Annotated in this window: 16 protein-coding genes and 1 pseudogene; 11 read left to right on the forward strand and 6 right to left on the reverse strand. The window is 70.5% G+C overall.

Features of this window, described 5'->3' with window-relative positions; all coding sequences use genetic code 11:
* Positions 1-40: 40 nt before the first annotated feature.
* Positions 41-631, reverse strand: coding sequence for a TetR/AcrR family transcriptional regulator (locus AB0K35_RS02765; RefSeq protein WP_238667845.1), 591 nt, complete (start codon positions 629-631; stop codon positions 41-43).
* Positions 624-1,460: an alpha/beta hydrolase gene (locus tag AB0K35_RS02770; RefSeq protein WP_363883290.1), complete on the reverse strand. Its 837-nt coding sequence runs from the start codon at positions 1,458-1,460 to the stop codon at positions 624-626. The genes AB0K35_RS02765 and AB0K35_RS02770 overlap by 8 nt, the downstream gene beginning before the upstream one ends.
* A gap of 131 nt (positions 1,461-1,591) precedes the next feature.
* On the opposite strand from AB0K35_RS02770, the gene AB0K35_RS02775 reads away from it, so the two are divergent.
* Entirely contained in the window at positions 1,592-2,194 is a 603-nt protein-coding gene (locus AB0K35_RS02775; protein ID WP_363883292.1) for a class I SAM-dependent methyltransferase, read from the forward strand.
* A 93-nt stretch (positions 2,195-2,287) separates the two neighbouring features.
* Here AB0K35_RS02775 and wrbA read toward each other — a convergent pair whose 3' ends face one another.
* Entirely contained in the window at positions 2,288-2,887 is a 600-nt protein-coding gene (wrbA, locus tag AB0K35_RS02780) for an NAD(P)H:quinone oxidoreductase (protein ID WP_196923813.1), read from the reverse strand.
* 193 nt (positions 2,888-3,080) lie between these two features.
* Here wrbA and AB0K35_RS02785 point away from each other — a divergent pair, with 193 nt between their 5' ends.
* Both AB0K35_RS02785 and AB0K35_RS02790 read left to right on the forward strand, forming a co-directional pair.
* A complete protein-coding gene (locus AB0K35_RS02785) occupies positions 3,081-5,909 on the forward strand; it encodes a BTAD domain-containing putative transcriptional regulator (RefSeq protein ID WP_363883294.1) in 2,829 nt (942 codons plus the stop codon).
* Positions 5,910-5,978: 69 nt separating this feature from the next.
* A complete protein-coding gene (locus AB0K35_RS02790) occupies positions 5,979-7,544 on the forward strand; it encodes an alpha/beta hydrolase (RefSeq protein WP_363883296.1) in 1,566 nt (521 codons plus the stop codon).
* Positions 7,545-7,662: 118 nt separating this feature from the next.
* Here the strand turns inward: AB0K35_RS02790 and AB0K35_RS02795 are convergent, their stop codons facing one another.
* Complete coding sequence (locus AB0K35_RS02795) at positions 7,663-8,055, reverse strand: nuclear transport factor 2 family protein (RefSeq protein ID WP_238667850.1); 393 nt, start codon at positions 8,053-8,055, stop codon at positions 7,663-7,665.
* A gap of 226 nt (positions 8,056-8,281) precedes the next feature.
* On the opposite strand from AB0K35_RS02795, the gene AB0K35_RS02800 reads away from it, so the two are divergent.
* Positions 8,282-10,165, forward strand: coding sequence for an alpha/beta hydrolase-fold protein (locus tag AB0K35_RS02800; RefSeq protein ID WP_363883298.1), 1,884 nt, complete (start codon positions 8,282-8,284; stop codon positions 10,163-10,165).
* 67 nt (positions 10,166-10,232) lie between these two features.
* Here the strand turns inward: AB0K35_RS02800 and AB0K35_RS02805 are convergent, their stop codons facing one another.
* Positions 10,233-10,946, reverse strand: coding sequence for an alpha/beta hydrolase (locus AB0K35_RS02805; protein ID WP_238667852.1), 714 nt, complete (start codon positions 10,944-10,946; stop codon positions 10,233-10,235).
* A 110-nt stretch (positions 10,947-11,056) separates the two neighbouring features.
* Here AB0K35_RS02805 and AB0K35_RS02810 point away from each other — a divergent pair, with 110 nt between their 5' ends.
* The 5 genes and pseudogenes from AB0K35_RS02810 to AB0K35_RS02830 all read left to right on the forward strand — a co-directional run.
* Positions 11,057-11,722: a DNA alkylation repair protein gene (locus AB0K35_RS02810; protein WP_363883301.1), complete on the forward strand. Its 666-nt coding sequence runs from the start codon at positions 11,057-11,059 to the stop codon at positions 11,720-11,722.
* Positions 11,723-11,797: 75 nt separating this feature from the next.
* Positions 11,798-13,036 (forward strand): MFS transporter, encoded by a 1,239-nt coding sequence (locus AB0K35_RS02815; RefSeq protein WP_363883303.1) that lies wholly within the window; start codon positions 11,798-11,800, stop codon positions 13,034-13,036.
* Between the two features lie 227 nt (positions 13,037-13,263).
* Positions 13,264-14,106: a hypothetical protein gene (locus AB0K35_RS02820; protein ID WP_363883305.1), complete on the forward strand. Its 843-nt coding sequence runs from the start codon at positions 13,264-13,266 to the stop codon at positions 14,104-14,106.
* A gap of 13 nt (positions 14,107-14,119) precedes the next feature.
* The gene (locus tag AB0K35_RS02825; RefSeq protein ID WP_238667856.1) at positions 14,120-14,404 is read left to right on the forward strand and encodes a hypothetical protein; all 285 of its coding nucleotides are present in this window, start codon (positions 14,120-14,122) and stop codon (positions 14,402-14,404) included.
* Between the two features lie 211 nt (positions 14,405-14,615).
* A pseudogene (locus AB0K35_RS02830) lies at positions 14,616-14,942 on the forward strand (ADP-ribosylation/crystallin J1); the annotation flags it as partial.
* Between the two features lie 480 nt (positions 14,943-15,422).
* On the opposite strand, the gene murQ reads toward AB0K35_RS02830, so the two are convergent.
* Positions 15,423-16,316: an N-acetylmuramic acid 6-phosphate etherase gene (gene murQ / locus AB0K35_RS02835; protein WP_238667857.1), complete on the reverse strand. Its 894-nt coding sequence runs from the start codon at positions 16,314-16,316 to the stop codon at positions 15,423-15,425.
* Between the two features lie 252 nt (positions 16,317-16,568).
* On the opposite strand from murQ, the gene AB0K35_RS02840 reads away from it, so the two are divergent.
* Both AB0K35_RS02840 and AB0K35_RS02845 read left to right on the forward strand, forming a co-directional pair.
* Positions 16,569-18,134 (forward strand): sodium:solute symporter, encoded by a 1,566-nt coding sequence (locus AB0K35_RS02840; RefSeq protein ID WP_238667858.1) that lies wholly within the window; start codon positions 16,569-16,571, stop codon positions 18,132-18,134.
* Positions 18,135-18,145: 11 nt separating this feature from the next.
* The gene (locus AB0K35_RS02845; protein WP_363883308.1) at positions 18,146-19,342 is read left to right on the forward strand and encodes an anhydro-N-acetylmuramic acid kinase; all 1,197 of its coding nucleotides are present in this window, start codon (positions 18,146-18,148) and stop codon (positions 19,340-19,342) included.
* The last annotated feature ends 4 nt before the right edge of the window (positions 19,343-19,346 follow it).

Genomic DNA, 19,346 nt, shown 5'->3' on the forward strand with positions numbered 1-19,346 from the left:
GCACGGCGAGGCAGCCGGTGCGGGTCGCGGCGACAGGGTGTCAGCGGGCGGCGTCGCCGCCGCTGGCGGTGCCGGCGCGAAGGCCCTGGTCGATGAAGTTGATCAGCCAGGTGAAGCTCTCGTCAACGGACGCGTCGATCTGGAATCCACCGGCCACCTCCAGCGTGGCGAAGCCGTGCAGGACGCTGCGCAGCGTCCGCATGGCGTGGATCTCCTGGCCGGGATCCAGGCCGTATCCGCTCAGCATGGCCGCCCAGGAGGCGAGCACCCGCTCGCTGGCCGGGATGAACGGGTCGTCGGGGCCGGTCGGACGGGTGGCGTTGGCGGCCGCGTACCGGCCGGGGTGTTCCCGCACGTACGTCCGCATCGCCTGCGCGCCGACGGCGAGGGCATCGCTGCCGGACCGGCCCTGGATGGCGTCGCGGATGGTGTCGCCGGCCTCGGTCATGGCCAGGACGGCGATCCGGTGCGCCAGCTCGGCCTGGCTGGTGACGTGCTTGTAGAGCGAGGGGGTCTTGACCCCGAGCCGTTCGGCGAGCAGACCCATGCTGAGGTTGTCGAAGCCGACCTCGTCGACCAGCGCGGCTGCGGCCTCGGTGACCGATGCCGGGGTGAGCCGGGCCTTAGGCACTGGTCAGCGTCCGGGCGAGGAAGGGCAGGGCCAGGGAGAGGACCTCGTCGGGCGTCTCGACGTGCGGGTAGTGGCCGACGCCCTCGATGACAGCCAGGTCGCCGAGCCCTCGCGGCAGGTCGGCGATGATGCGCTCGCCCTCGGCTCGCGGGTCGGCCCAGTCGGGGTCGGCGCTGCCCTGGATCACGAGGACCGGAGAGGTGACCTTGGACAGTTGCCGACCGGCGTCGGCCGGGCTGGTCTTGGCCATGGCCTGGAGGACCTTCATCCGGCCTGGCTCACTCATCTTGACCTCGATGCGCGCCAGCTCGCTGTGCCAGTCGGCGGGCTTTGTGGGGATCGCCAGGTCGAGGTACCTGCGCCAGTTCGCCAGGCTTCCACGCAGGAGGACCTGCGCCAGTTGGGTGAAGCCGGCCCGGAAACGCTTCACCCGCAGCAACCCGCCAAGGTCGAAGGACTGTGCGCGGGTGAACGGCGCCAGCTCGATGACGCCGACGATCAGCTCGGGCGCGGTGGCGGCCGCGATGGTCGCCGCACCGCCGCTGATCGATTGCCCGATGATCACGGCCGGTCCGCCGAGGTGGCGCACGACGGCGACGAGATCACCCGCGATGTCGGTGCGGCTGTAGCCGTCCCAGCCGAGGCTGGAGTCGCCGCAGCCGCGGATGTCGACGTTGGCGACCCGGTATCCGGCCGCGGCAAGGGCCGGCGCGAGGAACCGGTAGGAGTGCCGGCTGTCGCCCATGCCGTGTGCCAGGACGACCAGTGGGCCCTGCCCGGTCACCTCGTAGGCGATGGTGTTGCCGGCAATGCTCAGGTGTTCGGTCATGACGCCCTCCAACGCAGCTAACGTGATTAGCTAAAGGCTAACCGCATTAGCCACAGAGCGCAAACGCCGTCCTTGCACCCAGGCCGAGCTGGGACAGAGGCGTCGGAGGCGGCGTTCCGTATAGTGCCGCGATGGAAACGGACACGGTGCGACAGGCTTACACGTCCGTCGCGAAGCTCTACATCGAGATGTTCGGCACGGGCCAGCAGGTGGACACCGACGACCTCGCCCTCATCAGACGACACCTGGGCAGCCGGCCCGGCCGGGTGCTCGATCTGGGGTGTGGGCCCGGCCACCTCACCGGTTACCTCTGCGAGCTGGGCGTCGACGCGATGGGGATCGACCTGGTCCCCGAGTTCATTGCGCATGCGCGGGCGTCCCACCCGGGCGTCGAGTTCCACATCGGTTCGATGGAATCCCTTGACGTGGCCGAGGGCTCCATCAACGGCATCCTGGCCTGGTACTCGTTGATTCATCTTCCGCCGCCGGAGTTCGACGGCATGCTCAAGGAGTTCCGGCGGGTGCTGGGCCCGGCCGGACGGTTGGTCCTGGGCGTCTTCGACGCCGATGAGGTCGGCGCCTTCGACCACAAGGTCCTGACCGCCTACCGCTGGCCGGTCGACGAGATCTCCGAGCGACTCGGCCGGGCCGGCTTCCGGGAGGTCGAACGCCTCCGGCGACCCGGCACCGACGAGCATCGGCCGCTTGCCGTCATCGCGGCGATCGCGGTGTGAGGACGCCGAGGGCCGGCCTCCCCTCGCGGGAGACCGGCCCTCGCCCAGCCGAGCACCGCGTCGACGCGGTGCTCAGTTACGGCGCCAGCGCGATCAGGCGCTGAGCTTCCCGGCGATCTTGACGACGCGCTCGGCCATGTGGTCGAGGGCAGCGAACTGGGCATCGCCCAGCGGGGCGTCGTTGCTTCCGCCGGTGACGTGCGAGACGCCGTACGGGTTGCCGTCGGCGAACTTCAGCGGGTCGGTGTAACCCGGGGCGACGACCAGACCGCCGAAGTGGTGGACGGTGTTGTAGAGCGCCAGAAGGGTCGACTCCTGGCCGCCGTGCGCGGTCATGGACGCGGTGAAGCCGGCGTACACCTTGTCGGCGAGCAGCCCCTGCGCCCACTGCGGGCCGAGGGTGTCGATGAACTGCTTGAGCTGGCTGGCGACGTTGCCGTAACGGGTGGGCGTGCCGAACAGCACCGCGTCCGCCCAGACGACGTCATCGGCGGTCGCCTTCGGCTCGTTCTTGGTGGCGTCGAAGTGCTGGCTCCAGGCGGCGTTGGAGGCGATGGCCTCGGCCGGTGCGAGCTCCGGAACCTGACGCAGCCGCACCTCGGCGCCCGCCTTCTCGCCAGCCTCGGCGAGGCGCTTGGCCATGGCGTGGAGGGTTCCGGTGGACGAGTAGTAGATGACGGAGAGCTTGGTCATCGGAGGCATCCTTCCCAAAGTATTTGCCGCTGATAAATTTGCGGCCGCAACAATCTCGACTCTAGCAGCCACCCCCGCGGCACCCAACGTCCTGACCATGCCCACCTGCGTGACGCAGCACACCAGGAGGCGGGCGTGGGCAGCGGCCGTCCAGCCGATGAGCCGGAACCATTCGGGCCCCTACGATGAGGCGATGGACCCCGCGGGGGCGCCACCGGCGGCGCGGTACCAACTGCTCGGGCCGGTCGAGGTCCGGTCGGCCTGCGGGGAACGGCTGGCCCTCGGCACGCCGATGCAGGTGCGCCTCCTGGCCGTGCTCATGTCGCAGCCGGGCACCGGGTGGTCCATCGACCAGCTCGTCGACGAGCTGTGGCAGGGGCGCCCACCGAAGACGGCAGCCGGCAACGTGAAGACCTATGTCTGGGCGTTGCGCCGGGCGCTGCGCTCACCCGGCTTCCCCGACCCCGCCATCCTCGCCGGGCCGACCGGCTACCGCCTCGCCCTGGACGGGCTGACGGTGGACAGCGTGGCCTTCGACGATCTGGCCCAGCGCGGGTATTCCGCGCTTCGGCAGGGTCACTGGTCAGCCGCCCAGGAGTCGTTCGAGGCCGCGTTGGCGCTCTGGCGTGGGGAACCGTTCGCGGGCCTCCCTGGCTGGGGGGTGTTGCTCTCCGTCCGAGCGCGGCTGCAGGAGCAGCGGTCGAGCCTGGTGGAAGAGGTAGCGGACCTCCAGCTGCGCGCCGGACGCCATCACGAGCTGATCGAACCGCTGCGGAGCCAGGTCGACGACGATCCGCTGCGCGAGCGCCCATGGGGGCAACTGATGGTGGCCCTGGCACGGACCGGCCGACGGGCCGACGCGCTGGCGACGTACCGGCAGCTCCGCCACCTCCTCGCCGAGGAGGTGGGAGTCGAGCCCGGTCCCGATCTCCAACACCTGCACACCCGCATCCTGCGGGCGGAGCGGGAGCTGTTGACCTCCGATCCGCCGCCACCGGAAAGAACCCCGCCCCGAATCGTCCCCCGGCAACTGCCGGCCCCGCCGACGTTGTTCACCGGTCGGGCCGGGGAGCTGGCCCGGCTCACCACGCTGCTGCTCGGTGACTCCAGCCCGGCCAGCACCGCCGTCATCACCGGTACGGGCGGCGTCGGGAAAAGCTGGCTGGCGCTGCGCTGGGCGCACGACAACCTGCATCACTTCCCCGACGGGCAGCTCCACGTCGACCTGGGTGGATTCGGCACCACGCCCCAGGAGGCGTCGCCCTCGGCCGTCGTCGTACGCTCGCTTCTGCCCGCCCTGGGTGTGAAACCCCTGGAGATCCCCGCGGAGCCGGCGGCCCAGTTCGCCCTGTACCGCAGCCTGACCGCAGACCGGCGGCTGCTCGTGCTGCTCGACAACGCCCGCGACGCGGAACAGGTGCGGCCGCTGCTTCCGGGGTCGACCCGTTGCGGCGTGCTCGTGACGAGTCGCCACACCCTGCCCGGCCTGGTCGCCACCGATGGCGCCCATCCCCTCGCGCTGGAACTGCCCAGCGACGACGAGGCGCGCCAACTGCTCGTCCGTCGACTGGGTGCGCAGCGGGCCGCCGCCCAGCCGGCAGCGGTGGACGAGCTGGTCAGACGTACCGCGCGGTTGCCCCTGGCACTGTCCATCGTGGCCGCGCGAGCCGCCGCCCGGCCCACGTTTCCGCTCCAGGCCATCGCCGACGATCTGGCGGCGAGCCGGGGCGGGCTCGCCGCCCTGACCACCGACGATGCCGCCACCGACGTGCGCACTGTCCTCTCCTGGTCGTACCGACTGCTCAGCGCGGACGCGGCCCGACTGTTCCGGCAGATCAGCCTGCACCCCGCCCCGGACGTCAGCGCGGCGGCGGCAGCCAGCCTCGCCGGGGCGCCACCGCACCTGATCCGGCCGGCCCTCGACGAATTGACCCGGGCGAACCTGCTCGCCGAGCCGTCCCCCAACCGCTTCCGCTGTCACGATCTGCTCCGCGCCTACGGGGAGGAGCTGACGCACGCGCTCGACCGCCCGGCCGACCGTAGCGCCGCCCGCCGGCGTGTGCTCGACCATTACCTGGTTGTCGCCCGGGACGCGGCGAGGCTGGTCGACCCCGGCTGGCAGCCGCTCGATCCGCCGCCCCTGCCCGCCGACGCGTCACCGTCGGCGTTCGCCGACCACCGGGCCGCGCTGGCCTGGTTCACCATCGAACAGCGGGTGCTGCTGGCCGCCGTCGACGACGCGGTCGCGCACAGCTTCGACGCCCACGCCGGGCAGCTCGCCCAGGCCCTCACTCCCCTGCTCAGCCGGCTCTCGCAGTGGCACGACCTGGCCACCGTGCAGACCATCGCGGTCACTGTCGCGCAGCGCCGCAGTGATCCACGGGCCGAGGCGCTGGCCCGCCGGGACCTCGCGCTGGCCCACATCCAGCACCGCCAGTTCGGTGCGGCCCACCATCACCTCCAGCGCGCCATGGCCCGGTACGACCAGGCCGGCGACCAACCGGGGCAGGCCAGCACCCACCTGCACCTCGCCTGGCTGTCGGACATCGAGGGCGACGCCGCGGCGGCACTGCCGCACGCCAGGCAGGCGCTGGCGCTGGCCAGCAGCACCGACGACCGGCGCGGCGAGGCGGCGGCGCTCAACGCGCTCGGCTGGAGCCACGCGCGGCTGGACGAGCACTCCCGCGCCGTCACCTACTGCGAGCGGGCACTTGCGCTCTACGAGGAGGCCGAGGACCGGCTCGGCGCGGCCCACACCTGGGACAGCCTCGGATTCGCCTATCACGGCCTCGGAAAACACCCGAACGCTGTGGACTGCTACCGGCGCGCGCTCACGCTCTATTCCGACGTCCAGGACCCGTGCGGGAGGGCTGACACACTCGTCCGCCTCGGCGACACCCATCAGGCGGTGGGCGACAACGACACCTCGGTCGACCTGTGGCGGCAGGCCTTGGCGATCCTCGACCGGGTCGGCCATCCACAGGCCGCGGTGCTGTCCGAGCGGCTTGAGGCGTACCGGTGAACGCCCTGCGCCGAGCGTCCGCGGACCGGCGTGGATCCGACGTGGACCGGGCGTCGGCAGGCTGGACGAATGTTCACCACGAAGAGAACCACCTTCCGGCCTCCCCGCGGGGTTGACCGTCGACGACGGAGGCTCCTCGGCAGCCTCTCGGCCGCCGTCGCGGTCCTCGTCGCCCTGTCACTCAACGCCCCACCGTCGCTCGCGGGCACCATGCCGTCGGCCGGCGGCGCCGGGCCGGCCAGCGCGGACACCACCGGCGGTTGGAGCGGGCGGATCGAGTGGCAGGCGTGCCCGGAACGACCCGACGATCCGGGCACACGGTGCGGCACCCTGCGCCTGCCGGTCGACTGGGCCCGCCCGGGAGGGGAAACCTTCCCGCTGGCGCTGGCCCGGCGCACCGCCACCGACCCGGCCGCCCGCATCGGCGCCCTGGTCTTCAACCCCGGCGGTCCGGGCCTGTCCGGTGTGGACGTGGCGCTGACGGCCGACAGCCAGCTCGGCCCGGACGTGCTGCGCCGCTTCGACATCATCGGCTTCGACCCTCGGGGCACTGTCCGCAGCGCACCGGTGCGCTGCTCGTCCGCGCTGCTGGCCCGGCATCCCGCACTGGCACCCGCCAACGCGACGGAGTTCGAGCGGCTCCGCACCTACAACCGCCAGTTGCGCGACGACTGCCGCGCCAACAGTGGCCCACTGTTCGACCACCTGGACAGTGTGAGCGTCGCGCGCGACACGGACGCCATCCGGGCCGCACTCGGTGAACGGCAGCTGAGCTTCTATCAGTGGTCCTACGGGACCCTGATCGGGCAGTCCTACGCCGAGCTGTTCCCCGACCGTGTCCGCGCACTGGTGATGGACAGCGTGATGGACCACAGCCAGGGGGTCAGGGAAATTTTCCGCAGCGGGGCGGCCAGTAACGAGGCGCTCTTCCACGAGTTCGTGACCTGGTGCGAGCGGAGCACCGGTTGCGCCCTGCACGGACGCGACGTGCCGGCGCTCTACGACCGGCTGATGCGCCGTGCCGATGCCGGCACACTTGTCGACGCGGCAACCGGCACCCCGCTGACCTGGTTCGAGCTTGGGTTCGCGACATTCGTCAACTTCTTCGACGCGACCTGGGCCGATCTCGCGAACATGCTGCTCGCGCTGGAGCGCGGTGAGCCCGCCGCGCTCGCGTCCCCGATGGTGCCGGTCGACGGCGACGAGGACCTGACCGAGTACGCGCTACCGGCGTTCTGCCAGGACTGGTCGCTGCCGGTCGACGGCTTCGCCGACTGGAACCGGTACCTCGAACTGTCCCGCGCCGCCGCGCCGCACCTGCGTGCCTCCCCGTTGGCGGTCCGCTTCGGCGCGATCTGCCTGGGCTGGACGGCGACCAACCCACAACGTCAACTGCGGGTCCGGACGAGCGCGCCGCTGCTGGTGCTCAACGGGCGGTACGACCCGGCCACCCCGTACGACGGGGCTCAACGGGTGGTACGCCAACTCGGCAGCCGGGGCCACCTCGTCACCTACGAGGGGTCGGGCCACGCCAGCTACCCACGGACCGAGTGCACACGTCGTCAGGTGGAGCGATACTTCATCACCAGAACCACACCGCCGACCGGCGCGAGCTGCCCGGCCGCGCCGGTCTGACGGGTCGACGTCGTCACTGTGACGCCTCAGCTCACTGTAGGTAGCGCGACCGGTCCGACGGCGTGTCGGCCAGGTCTCCTACCTCGGTGGCTGGGGCGTCGCCGCCGCGACCTTTCCGTCAGGAACCGTCGGGCGGGTCGGCGGGCTGCTGTCCCGGCCAGAACGGCCACTCCTCGAATGAGCGGCACCGTCCGTCGTCAGCGAACCGCATGACCCACAGGTCGCGGTACTCCTTGTCGACCGGGTCCCCGTAGCGGACCTCGTGGCGTGACACGGCGGTGTCACTGTCGACCGCGACGATCTCAGTGGTCAGCTGGAACACCTCGTCGGGGCCCTCGCGCTGCTTCTCCCACATCCGAGCGATGGCCGGCAGGCCGACGACGGGCGTCCAGTACGGCCCCTGCTGATAGCTCGCGTCCTCGGTGAAGAGCGTGACCAGTGCGTCAGTGCCCGGGGTCCGCCAGAGCCGCTCGTAGGTGGCAAGCCAGTCCTCGACGTGCTTCCTGTCCATGGACCTCACCTTGCCATCCCAGCGGCGGTCAGCTGGCAAAACCCGCAGGCCACGGGGGGCGCACCCGTCGAGGCGCTGGCCGGCCTCGGCCCTCGACACCCTTGACATCGAAAGGAGCACCCAGTCACACTCCCGATGCTAATTCGATTTAGCTGTCATCAGAGCCCTCAACTCCCAGCACCGGACCAGACCGCGACGAGCGACCACCACAAAGGAGTCTTCGCGCATGAGGGAAACGACCGGAAGACGCAGGCTCCGGCTTGCGATCTCGATCCTCGCGCTCACAGCACTCGGTGCGGGGGCCGTCCTCCCCACGCCGGCTGCCGCCGCCGGCAGGCCCGCGCCCGTGCCGGGCGCGACGGTCAACGCGGACCGCAGCTCACCGACCGGATACACGGTCACGTTCGTCTACCGTAATCCCCACGCCACCCAGGTCCGCCTCGCCGGGGATCTGACACTGCTCGACGTCAACACCGGCACCACGCGCTACCAGCCGGAAGAGTGGCAGCCGGGGCGCTACCACGCGGGCGGCACCGAGTTCCTCCGGGACATGACCAGGGACCCGAAGGGAAACTGGTCGGTCTCGGTCCCGCTGCACGCCGGAGGCCTCAGCTACTGGTACCGGGTCTGGGACCCGACCCAGGGCTGGGAGAACAAGCGCATCTGGGACCCCGCCTCGACGAACCCTCGCCCGCCGGGCGAGTCCTCGTTCCGGGTCAGGAACAACGACGTGCTCGATGCCGTGCACGTGCCGTACGCCAAGAAGCAGAACGACCCGGTGCTGAAGGCGCGTGCGGACTACGAGTTGCCGGTGGCCGACCGCGCGAAGCGAGGAACCGTCCAGTACATCCCGTACACCACGATCCTGGGCGACAGCGGCCACTACCTCGGCGTCTACCTGCCGGCCAACTACGACGCCAACCGCGCGGAGCCGTACAAGGTCGCGTATCTCGCCCACGGCATCTTCGGCGACGAGACCGACTTCATGGTCCCCGCGAACGTCCCGAACATCCTGGACAACATGACGGCCAGGGGCGAGATCGAGCCGACGGTGGTCGTCACCATGGGCAACCACTTCACCGGCACCAGCCTCGGCTTCGCGTCCTACAACCAGACCAACGCGGCCAACAACCTGGTCCAGACGATCCTGCCCCTCATCGAGAGCAGCTACAACGTCTCGACCGAGCGCTCCGGGCGGGCCTACGCCGGGTTCTCGTACGGCGGGATGACGGGCGGCGTCGTCATCAGGAACTACCCGACCACCTTCGCGTTCTACGGACACTTCTCCGGCAACCCGTCGCTCACCACCCAGGACTACGACACCATCGCGAACGCGGTCGGGGACGATGACCTCTCCGTCTTCCTCGGCAACGGCGTCTTCGAGGGCAACCTCAACGCCCAGAACGCCATCGCTGACAACTTCCGGGCCCGGGGCTACGCAGCCGCGACGACCCAGGTCCCCGGCGCGCACGACGGGATGACGGCCGGCCAACTGTTCACCATCTTCGCCCGGGACCACCTGTGGTCGGGGGTCGACTCCGTGTCGGTGACGCCCGCGACGGTGAACCTGACGAAGGGCTGGAACTGGGAAAGGCAGTTCACCGCCCAGGTGACCACCAACGAGGGTGTGAGCCCGGCGGTGACGTGGTCGGTGCAGGGTGCGACCTCCACCGGCACCAGTATCTCCGCGACGGGGCTGCTCACGGTCGCCGCAGCGGAGACCGCGTCCTCGCTCACCGTCGTGGCGACGTCGGTGGTCGATCCGAGCAAGTTCCGCTCGGCCCAGGTCACCCTGACGCCGGCGGGCCCGGCACGGGTCGCGGTGAAGGCGAAGGCCACGCCGGCCTCGGTCGTGCACGGTGGCACGTTCACGCTGACCGTCGACGTACGGGCACAGTCTGCGCACCGGAAGGCTCCGAAGGTGACCGGCGAAATCTCCGTCACCTTCGGCGGAACCACCCGGGTGGTTCCGCTCCGCGGTGGCGCGGCCGTCGTCGAGCTGCCGACCGACGGGCTGCCCGCAGGGGTGTACCCGGTGCACGTCGCCTACTCCGGTGACCCGGCCCACGCCCCCACCGCAGCGGTCCAACAGCAACTACGGGTTCGGTAGGCCAGCAGGCAGGGGTGGGCCGGCGACCTCTCGTCGTCGGCCCACCGCCAACCGGCCGTCCGAACCGTCAGCTCACGCCCCGAACCGCCTCGATGATCGTCTCGGCGACCTCGCTCGGCCGGGCCACCGCCATCGCGTGCGATCCACCGACGATCTCGCGTTGCCCCCGGGGGTTGGCCCGCTCGGCCATGAAACGGTGTGCGTCGACCGGGATGTTCTTGTCAGCGTCCCCGAACACGAACCAGCTCGGCAGCGATCGCCAGGCGGGGTCGCCGGTGAGCTTGCCGCCCAGGCCCTCTTCGGTGATCGGCCGCTGGGTCCGGGCCATCAGCGCGGCCATGTCGTCCGACGCGTCCGCGCAGAACTGCGCGTGGTACTGGTCCTGGCCGATCGCCACCTCGTTGCCGCCGGTGGACACCGGGTACTGCACCAGCGTGTCGGCGAGGGTGCTGCCGGGGAACTTCGCCGACAGCATCAATGCCGACTCACCGGTGTCCGGGGCTAAGGCGTTGACGTACACGAGGGCCCGCACCGAGGTGTCGTCGGCCGCGGCCTGCGTGATCACCATGCCCCCGTACGAGTGGCCGACGAGGACGACAGGACCGCCGATCCCCCGGACGACATCCCGCACGTACGCGGCGTCGCCCGCGACGCTGCGCAGCGGGTTCGCGACGGCCACCGAGTTGTACGCCGAACCCAGCCGCTCAAGCACACCGTTCCAGCTCGCCGACTCGGCGAACGCGCCGTGCACGAGCACGATGGTGGGCTGTGGATCAGGCATGATAGGTGCCCCCTCACTCCGTGAAGCTGTTCACCGCCGGTCGCACTGGTACGCCTGGATACCCGTTACGCGAGTGTGAAACGTCCCGTTCCGATGGGCAGGAGGCTGCGATGGCTACCACGATGCTGGCCGAGGTGACGGCCGAACTGGTCGCGCTGGAGGACCCGAAGGCACGGGAGGTGAACGCCAGACACGGCGACGATCATGGTGTGCACCTCGGCGCGCTTCGGGCGCTGGCGAAGCGGCTGAAGACGCAGCACGATCTCGCACGCCAGCTCTGGGCGACGGGTGACGCCTCGGCGCGGCTGCTGGCGATCCTGATCTGCCGTCCCCGGGCGTTCGAGCGGGACGAGTTGGACGTCATGTTGCGCGAGGCGCGCGCCCCGAAGGTGCACGACTGGCTCCTGAACTACGTGGTGAAGAAGAGCCCGCACTCCGAGGAACTGCGGCTGGCCTGGTTCGCCGACCCGGATCCCGTGGTCGCGAGTGCCGGCTGGGCGCTGACCACCGAACGCGTGACGAAGAAGCCCGAGAGTCTCGACCTCCCGGGGCTGCTCACTGTGATCGAGGCCGAGATGAAGGACGCGCCGGATCGCCTGCAGTGGGCGATGAACCACTGCCTGGCGCAGATCGGCATCGCGCACGCCGAGCACCGCGCCCAGGCGATCGACATCGGCGAACGCCTCCAGGTGCTCAGGGACTACCCCACCTCCCCCGGCTGTACGTCTCCGTTCGCGCCCACCTGGATCAGCGAAATGGTGCGCCGAGCGGGATAGGCGGCACGTTCTCGGTCGATCCCGCATCGACGGGGTCGACGCCGCCTCCCGTACGCCCCTATAGTGAGTTCCATTATGGGACTTACTGCATTCTGGCGGTGGTGGGTCGCCGGCACGACCAGCCAACTCGGCTCGGCGGTCGGCACACTGGCGCTACCGCTGACCGCGCTGACAGTGCTCCACGCGTCGGCCTTCGAGATGGGTCTGATCACGGCGGCGGGCTATCTGGCGTACCTGCTGATCAGCCTGCCGGCCGGCGTGATCGTGCAGCGCCTGCCACTGCGCGGCATGCAGGTCGCCCTGGATCTGGTCCGGGCCCTCGCCATCGCGTCGGTCCCGATGGCCTGGTGGTTCGACATGCTGACGGTGGCCCAGCTGATCGCTGTCGCCCTGGTGGTGAGCTTCGCCAACGTGCTGTTCGACGTGGCGAACCAGACCTTCCTGCCGGAGATCGTCCCGGCCGCACAGTTGCAGGCCCGCAACAGCCTCACCTCCGGCACGCATGCCGCCACCGCGCTGGGCGGGCCATCCCTGGGCGGTCTCGCGGTGCAGGTGCTGGGTGCGGTGCCGACGCTGTTCGTGGACGCCGTCAGCTACCTGCTCTCCGCCACGTTGCTGCGCACCCTGCCGGCCCGGCGGGTGCAGCGACCGGCCGAGCGGCCGCCGATGGTCACGATGATCCGCGAGGGCTGGCACTTCGTGCTCCGGCACCCGATCATCGGACCGGCCATGTGGGACGCCACCGCGACGAACTTCGTCAGCGGCGCCATGCTCGCCCTGTTCCCGTTGTACCTGGCGCGTGAGCTGCACGCCCCGCCGCTCATGATCGGGCTGTTGATCGCCGCCGACGGCCTCGGCTCGCTCATCGGCGCCGCGCTGACCACCCGCTTCACCGATCGTTTCGGCACCGCGCGTGGCCTCATCATCGCGGCCGTCGTCAGCGTGGGCGGCGCGCTCATCATCCCGCTGGGCACCGGCGCCGCCGCATTCCTGGCCTTCGCCATCGGAAACGTCATCCTGGCCAGCTCCACTGTGGTGCTCAGCGTGACCACCCGCACGTACCGAATGCTCGCCAGCCCACCGGAGCTGCTGTCCCGGGTGATCGCCACTGTCAAGTTCGTCTCCTGGGGCGCCATCCCGGTCGGCGCCCTGCTCGCCGGCATCCTGGCCGGGCCACTCGGCGCCCGGACCACCCTGCTGATCTTCGGTGCGCTCACTGTGCTGTCCCCGATCATCTACCTGTCGACGCCGATCCGCCGAATGCGTGACCTGCCGCTCGACCCCACCCCGACACCCACCGTGGCCCGGGTGTGAACCGACCAGCTCGGCTCCCGGTCGGTCCACATCGGTCACCGGAGATATCGACAGAGGGTGTAGCCCACGGTTCCCCGGGGCAAGAACCCGCGCATGGAGGTAACGGCAGGGCGCGAGGGGCAACAGCTCGGCCGGTGGCACCGCACCGGTGAGCCGGGCCGGGCAGGCCTGACGACCCCACTGCCGCCGGCCTCCGTCTGATGCGGCTGAGGCACAGCCTCCCCCCGGTGGCGCTCGGCGCGGTGGCGCTCGGCGCGGTGGCGCTCGGCGCGGGACTGGGTGCCAACCCCGCTCACGCAGACACCCCGTCGCCGCCGCGTCTCCCGCTGGTGGAGATCGCCACCTCGCCGGAGGCCATCAAGGTTTCGGTGGCCGACGTGGTCGAGGTGGAGCTGACCGTCCCCCCGCCCCTGCCGACAGCGGTCGTCTCCCTGCCGCTGCCGCTGCCGACGACGGACCCCCTGCCGCTGCCGTCGGCCGTTCCCCTGCCGACGGCCGTTCCGCTGCCGACGGCCGTTCCGCTGCCGACGGCCGTTCCGCTGCCGACGGCCGTTCCGCTGCCGACGGCCGTTCCGCTGCCGACGGCGTCGGCCACACCCTCCACCGTCCGGCCAAGTCGGCCGGCCCGTACCCGATCGCCGCAGGCCACACCTGCGTCGACCTCGGCGTCCTCAGGGGCACGCGTTGCCGCACGTCCGTCGCCGGCATCGTCGGCACGGGTGTTGGCGACGACGCGCCGGGACGCCGGCCACGGCACGTCCGATGGCCGGGCGTCGAAGCAGGCGCGGGCGACGATGACCGCCGTCACCGGACAGCGGCCCAACCCGCCTGCCCGTCCCGCGCCGGGGCCACCGGCGTTCGTGTTGGCGCTCGCGTCCGCGCCGACCGGCGTCGGCGCCGGCGGCGCTGATTCACCCACGTCAACAGCCGAAGCGTCGCCGCCCAACTCGCCGCTGCGGCCAGGGCTCACCGTCACCGCCGTCGACATGCGCGCTACCAGCCGTCCCGTCGAGCGGGGTCCTCCCCCGCCCCGGCAACTCCTGATCACCCACTCGCGTCCACGACGTTGATCAGGAGAGGTTCATGGAAATCGCCGTTATCTGGATCCCCGCCCACATCGAGCCGTCGGAGCCCGCCGTCGCGAGGTGTCTCAGCCACCTTCACCGACACTCCTACCGATTCGCAGGAATCATGCGGGCCTCGTGGGAGACCGTCGAGCAGACGATGATCGACGGAGAGGTGGATGTCGTCGTCATCGCCGACTTCGCCCACCTCCCGCCGGATCGGTCCCCCCGGATCGAGCTGGCCAACTCCTCCGACGGCGACGCGGACGAGGACCGAACGGTTCCGGACACACAGCTCCACTGACACCGCGAAGCGCCCCGTCCACTGTGGATGGGGCGCTTCGTCAATCTGGCTTCTCGACCCAGACGCAGTGCTGATCGACGCCGACATTCTGGACATCGACAGAGGTGATCGCCACCGGCACGAGCCGCGGCCCCACCCGGGGAACCCGTACCACCAGAATGTCGGGCGGTGGCATCATGCCGCCATCACCGGGACTGACAGGGAGCAGACCATCAGCACCTCCGACACGATCACGCTGTGGCGGCCCACCGGCCAGGCCGAACTTGACCTCGTGGCGGCGGCCGGCTGGCGGGCTTGGCCACCACGCCTGCCCGACCAGCCGATCTTCTACCCCGTGCTCAACCGCTGGTACGCCACGAAGATCGCCCGCGAGTGGAACGTCCCCGCCGGAGGCGTCGGTTACGTGACCCGGTTCGACGTGCGACGTTCCTACCTGGACCGCTACGAGGTGCGGCAGGCCGGTGGCCGCGATGTGCTGGAGTACTGGGTCCCCGCCGAGGAGCTTGACGAATTCAACGCCCAGATCGTCGGCGCGATCATCGCGGAGGCCGAGTACCGGGGCCCGGTCGCCGACGAGGAGTTCACCGACGCGGAGGAGGCCCTGGGTCGGGCGCTGCCCGAGGCGTGGCGCACCTACCTGCAGGGCGAGTCGTGGTTCCGGCGAGGCTGGATGACCACCGAGGCCTACGTGTGGCTCAATTCGCCGCGCGAGATGCTCGAGCTGCACGAGGCGTGGGACCAGGCCACCGTCGCGCACCCCGGTATCGCGATCATCGGCGGTGACGGCTCCAGGGAACAGCTCGTCCTCGACCTGGGTCGTGACCCCGCCCCGGTGCTGCTTGTCGACATCGCCAGCGACGGGTGGGACACCGCCATCCGGCAAGCCGACGATGTCAGCCAGCTCATCGACCGCATCGAGGCGGGCACCTTCACGTTCGACCTGGAGGACTGACCCGAGCCGGGCAACGAGCCACCACTCACCCCGACCCGGTCACGACGCCACGACGAACCCCATCGGTCAGGCCGCGACGGCCGCCCGGACGTCGTCGTCGGCGGCGCGCAGCCGGGCCGCTGCCTCCTCGGCCGTGCAATTCGCCAGCAGCAGCACGATGGCCGTCTTGGCGTGCCCGTGCGCCGCCGCGAGCGCCCGCGCCGCCGTGTCGAGGTCGGTGTCGGCGGCCTCGGCGACGATTCGACGCGCCCGGTCGACGAGCTTCTCGTTGGTGGCGTTCATGTCCACCATCAGATTGCCGTACACCTTGCCGAGCCGGGCCATCGTGGCGGTCGAGAGCATGTTGCAGACCAGCTTCTCGGCGGTGCCGGCCTTGAGCCGGGTGGAGCCGGTGAGCACCTCGGGGCCGGTGGGCACCTCGATGGCGACGTCGGCGTGCCGGCTGGTCACCGCGTCGGTGTTGCAGGCCACCGAGACGGTCGCCGCGCCAAGCGCGCGGGCGTGATCCAACCCACCGACCACGTACGGGGTACGGCCACTCGCGGCGAGCCCGACCACTGTGTCGCGGGCGGTCAGGCCGACGGCGTCGAGGTCGGCGACGGCGCGGGTCGGGTCGTCCTCCGCGCCCTCGACGGCGACGCCGAAGGCTCGTGCCCCGCCAGCGAGCAGGCCGACGACCCGCTCGGGCGTCGTACCGAAGGTGGGTGGGATCTCGACGGCGTCGAGCATGCCGATCCGGCCGCTGGTGCCCGCGCCTAGGTAGATCAGCCGTCCGCCCTGACGAAGCGACGCCACTATGACGTCGACGGCCGCGGCGATGTCCGGCACGGCCCGGCGGACTGCGTCGGCGACCGTCTGGTCCTCGTCGTTCATCGCGAGAAGCAGCTCGGTGGGAGACATCCGGTCAAGGTCGCCGGTCTTGTCGTTGCGGGTCTCGGTGCCGAGGGTGCTGAGGTCCACGGGGTGCTCGTTCCTCTCGCTGGTGTGCAGTCGCCGGCCGGCGGGGAGAGGTCCTCCGGTCGCTCGGCGGTTCGCCGCCGAGCGCGTCCTCGCGACCCGCCGCCGCGGCCGGGCCGAGGGCGCAGCTGCGAACAGTCCCCGTATCAGCAGGCTGAAACCACAGCGTAACCAGCCCGGACGGGCGGTGGCAAAAAGTTTCGCGTTAGGGTGGGTCAACGTCACTTATTGACAACCGCTGGTTGGGAGCGAGCCGTGCGTCAACTCGACCTCGTCGTGATCGTGCTGTACCTCGTGGTGATCGCCTTCGTCGGACTACGCCTGTCCGGTAAACAGAAGTCCGCCAAGGACTACTTCGTGGGCGAGGGTCGACTGCCCTGGTGGACCGTCTCGTTCTCAGTGGTTGCCACCGAGACAAGCGTTCTGACCGTGATCAGTGTTCCCGGCGGCGCATACAGCGGTCAGGGCTTCGGCAACGTCGAGCTGGCCCTGGGCTACGTCATCGGTCGGGTCGTCGTGGCCGCGGTGCTCATCCCGCTCTACAAGCGGGGCGGGTTCGTCAGCGCCTACCAGTACCTCGGTGAGCGGTTTGGCCTGAAACTTCAGGGGCTGGCGTCGGTGACGTTCGTCTTCACCCGCCTGCTCGCCGAGGGTGTACGGCTGTTCGCCTCGGCCATCCCCATCAAGCTTCTTCTCGACGAGTTCGGGCTGAATGTCGGCTACCAGGCCATCATCATCGTCCTCACGCTCATCACGGTGGTCTACACCTACCTCGGTGGCATCAAGGCGGTCATCTGGACCGATGCCATCCAGATGGGGCTGTACCTGGGCGGGGCGATCCTGGCCATCGCGGTGCTCAGCCACGCCGTCGGCTTCGACGGATACTCGCAGGCGCTGGACGCCGGCAAGTTCCAGCTCTTCGACACCAACTTCGCCCTCTCGCACGTGCTCACCAGCCCGTTCGCCCTGCCGACCGCGATCATCGGTGGCGCGATCTTCGCGATGGCCAGCCACGGGTCGGACCAGCTGATCGTGCAGCGCATCCTGTCCACCCGCACGCTGCGCGAGGGGCAGAAGGCGATGATCTCCTCGGGCATCTTCGTGGTGATCCAGTTCGCGGCGTTCTCCCTGGTCGGCGCGCTGCTGTGGTCGTACAACAAGGGTCAGACCTTCAAGGAACTCGGCCTGGCGAGCAGCGACAACCTCTACCCGAGCTTCATCCTGCACGCCCTGCCGGTGGGCATCTCGGGTCTGCTGGTGGCCGGCATCCTCGGCGCCGCGATGGGTTCGCTGTCCTCGGCGCTGAACTCGATGTCGAACTCCACAGTCGCCGATTTCATCCACAGCTTCTTCCGCAAGGTCCCGTCCGACGACGCGATGCTCCGCCTCGCCCGGGTGATGACACTGGTCTGGGCGGTGCTGATGGCGGTCTTCGCCTGCGCGTTCAGCTCCAGCACCGGAAACGTCTACCTGACCGGTTTGACCATCGCCGGCTACACCTACGGGGCGTTGCTCGGCGCCTTCCTGCTCGGCCGCCTCGTGAAGCGGGCCAACCAGGTCGACGCGGTGATCGCCTTCCTGGTCACGGTCGCGGTGATGACCTACATCGTCCGCTACGTCAAGATCGATGTGACGACGGCCGGGACGACCACCGCCACCGCCATCGCCGCGCAGTGGCTGGTCCCGATCGGCGTCCTGATCACCCTGGTCGTCGGCGCGGTGTCCAGCCGGTTCCACACGGCCCCAGAGACTCCGTACGACCATGGACGTACCGACGAGGTCGACGACGACGCGGCGGCGGCGCCAGCCGGCCGGGCGTGAAGGAGGACGTGATGCGCGTGATCGGCCTGATGTCCGGAACCTCCTATGACGGCATCGAAGCCGCGGCGGCCGAGTTCGAGGTGAGCGGCGACGCTGTGCGGATGCGACCGCTGGGCCGACTCAGCCACCCGTACTCCGACGAGTTGCGCACGCAGATCGCCGCGGCCCTGCCTCCCGCGGCGACCACCACCGAGGCGATCTGCGTGCTGGACACCGGCATCGGCCAGGCCTTCGCCGAGGCCGGCGTGCGGGCCCTCGCCCAGCTGTGCGACGGCACCGCCGACCTGGTCGTCTCGCACGGGCAGACCATGCACCACTGGGTCGAGGATGGCACGGTCCGGGGCACTCTCCAGCTGGGTCAGCCGGCCTGGATAGCGGAGGCCAGCGGCCTTCCGGTCGTGGCCGACCTGCGCAGCCGCGACGTGGCAGCCGGCGGCCAGGGCGCTCCCCTGGTCGCCCTCTTCGACGCGCTGCTGCTGGGTGGCCTGCCCGGCGTGCCGGCCGCGCTGAACCTGGGCGGCATCGCCAACATCACCGTCGTCGCGCCGGACACGGACCCGCTAGCCTTCGACACCGGTCCGGCGAACGCGCTCCTCGACGCCGCGGCCCGCCACTTCAGCGGGGGCACCGAGGAGTACGACCGGGACGGGCGCGGGGCAGCCGCCGGGCAGGTGAATCCGGACCTGCTGCGGCGGCTGCTCGACGAGCCGTACTACCGGCTGCCCGGCCCCAAGAGCACCGGGAAAGAGCTGTTCCATCTGCCCTACCTGCTCGCCGCCCTCGCCGACGCGCCCACACCGGACCCGCAGGACGTGTTGGCCACGCTCACCCGGCTGACGGCTGTCACTGTGGCCGGCGCCTGCCGCGACCACGGCGTCACCCGGCTCGTCGTCTCCGGCGGCGGCGCACACAACCCGACGCTGATGCGCATGCTCGCCGACGAGCTGTCCGGCGTCCAGCTGTCCTCCAGCGACGACCTGGGCGTCGCGTCGGACGCCAAGGAGGCGCTGGCCTTCGCACTGCTGGGCTACCTGACAGTGCACGGGCTGCCGGGCACCCTGCGCTCGGGCACCGGCGCGCGGCGCGCCTCGGTGCTCGGCAGCATCACCCCTGGCCGGCAGCCGCTGCGGCTGCCGGCTCCGGCCAGCACCGCTCCCCGCCGACTGCTGATCGCCGGCCGTCCCGCCGTGCCGCCGGTGGCCGGCTGACCAC

It is taken from the genome of Micromonospora sp. NPDC053740 (genome assembly GCF_040677775.1).
GTDB lineage: Bacteria > Actinomycetota > Actinomycetes > Mycobacteriales > Micromonosporaceae > Micromonospora > Micromonospora alfalfae.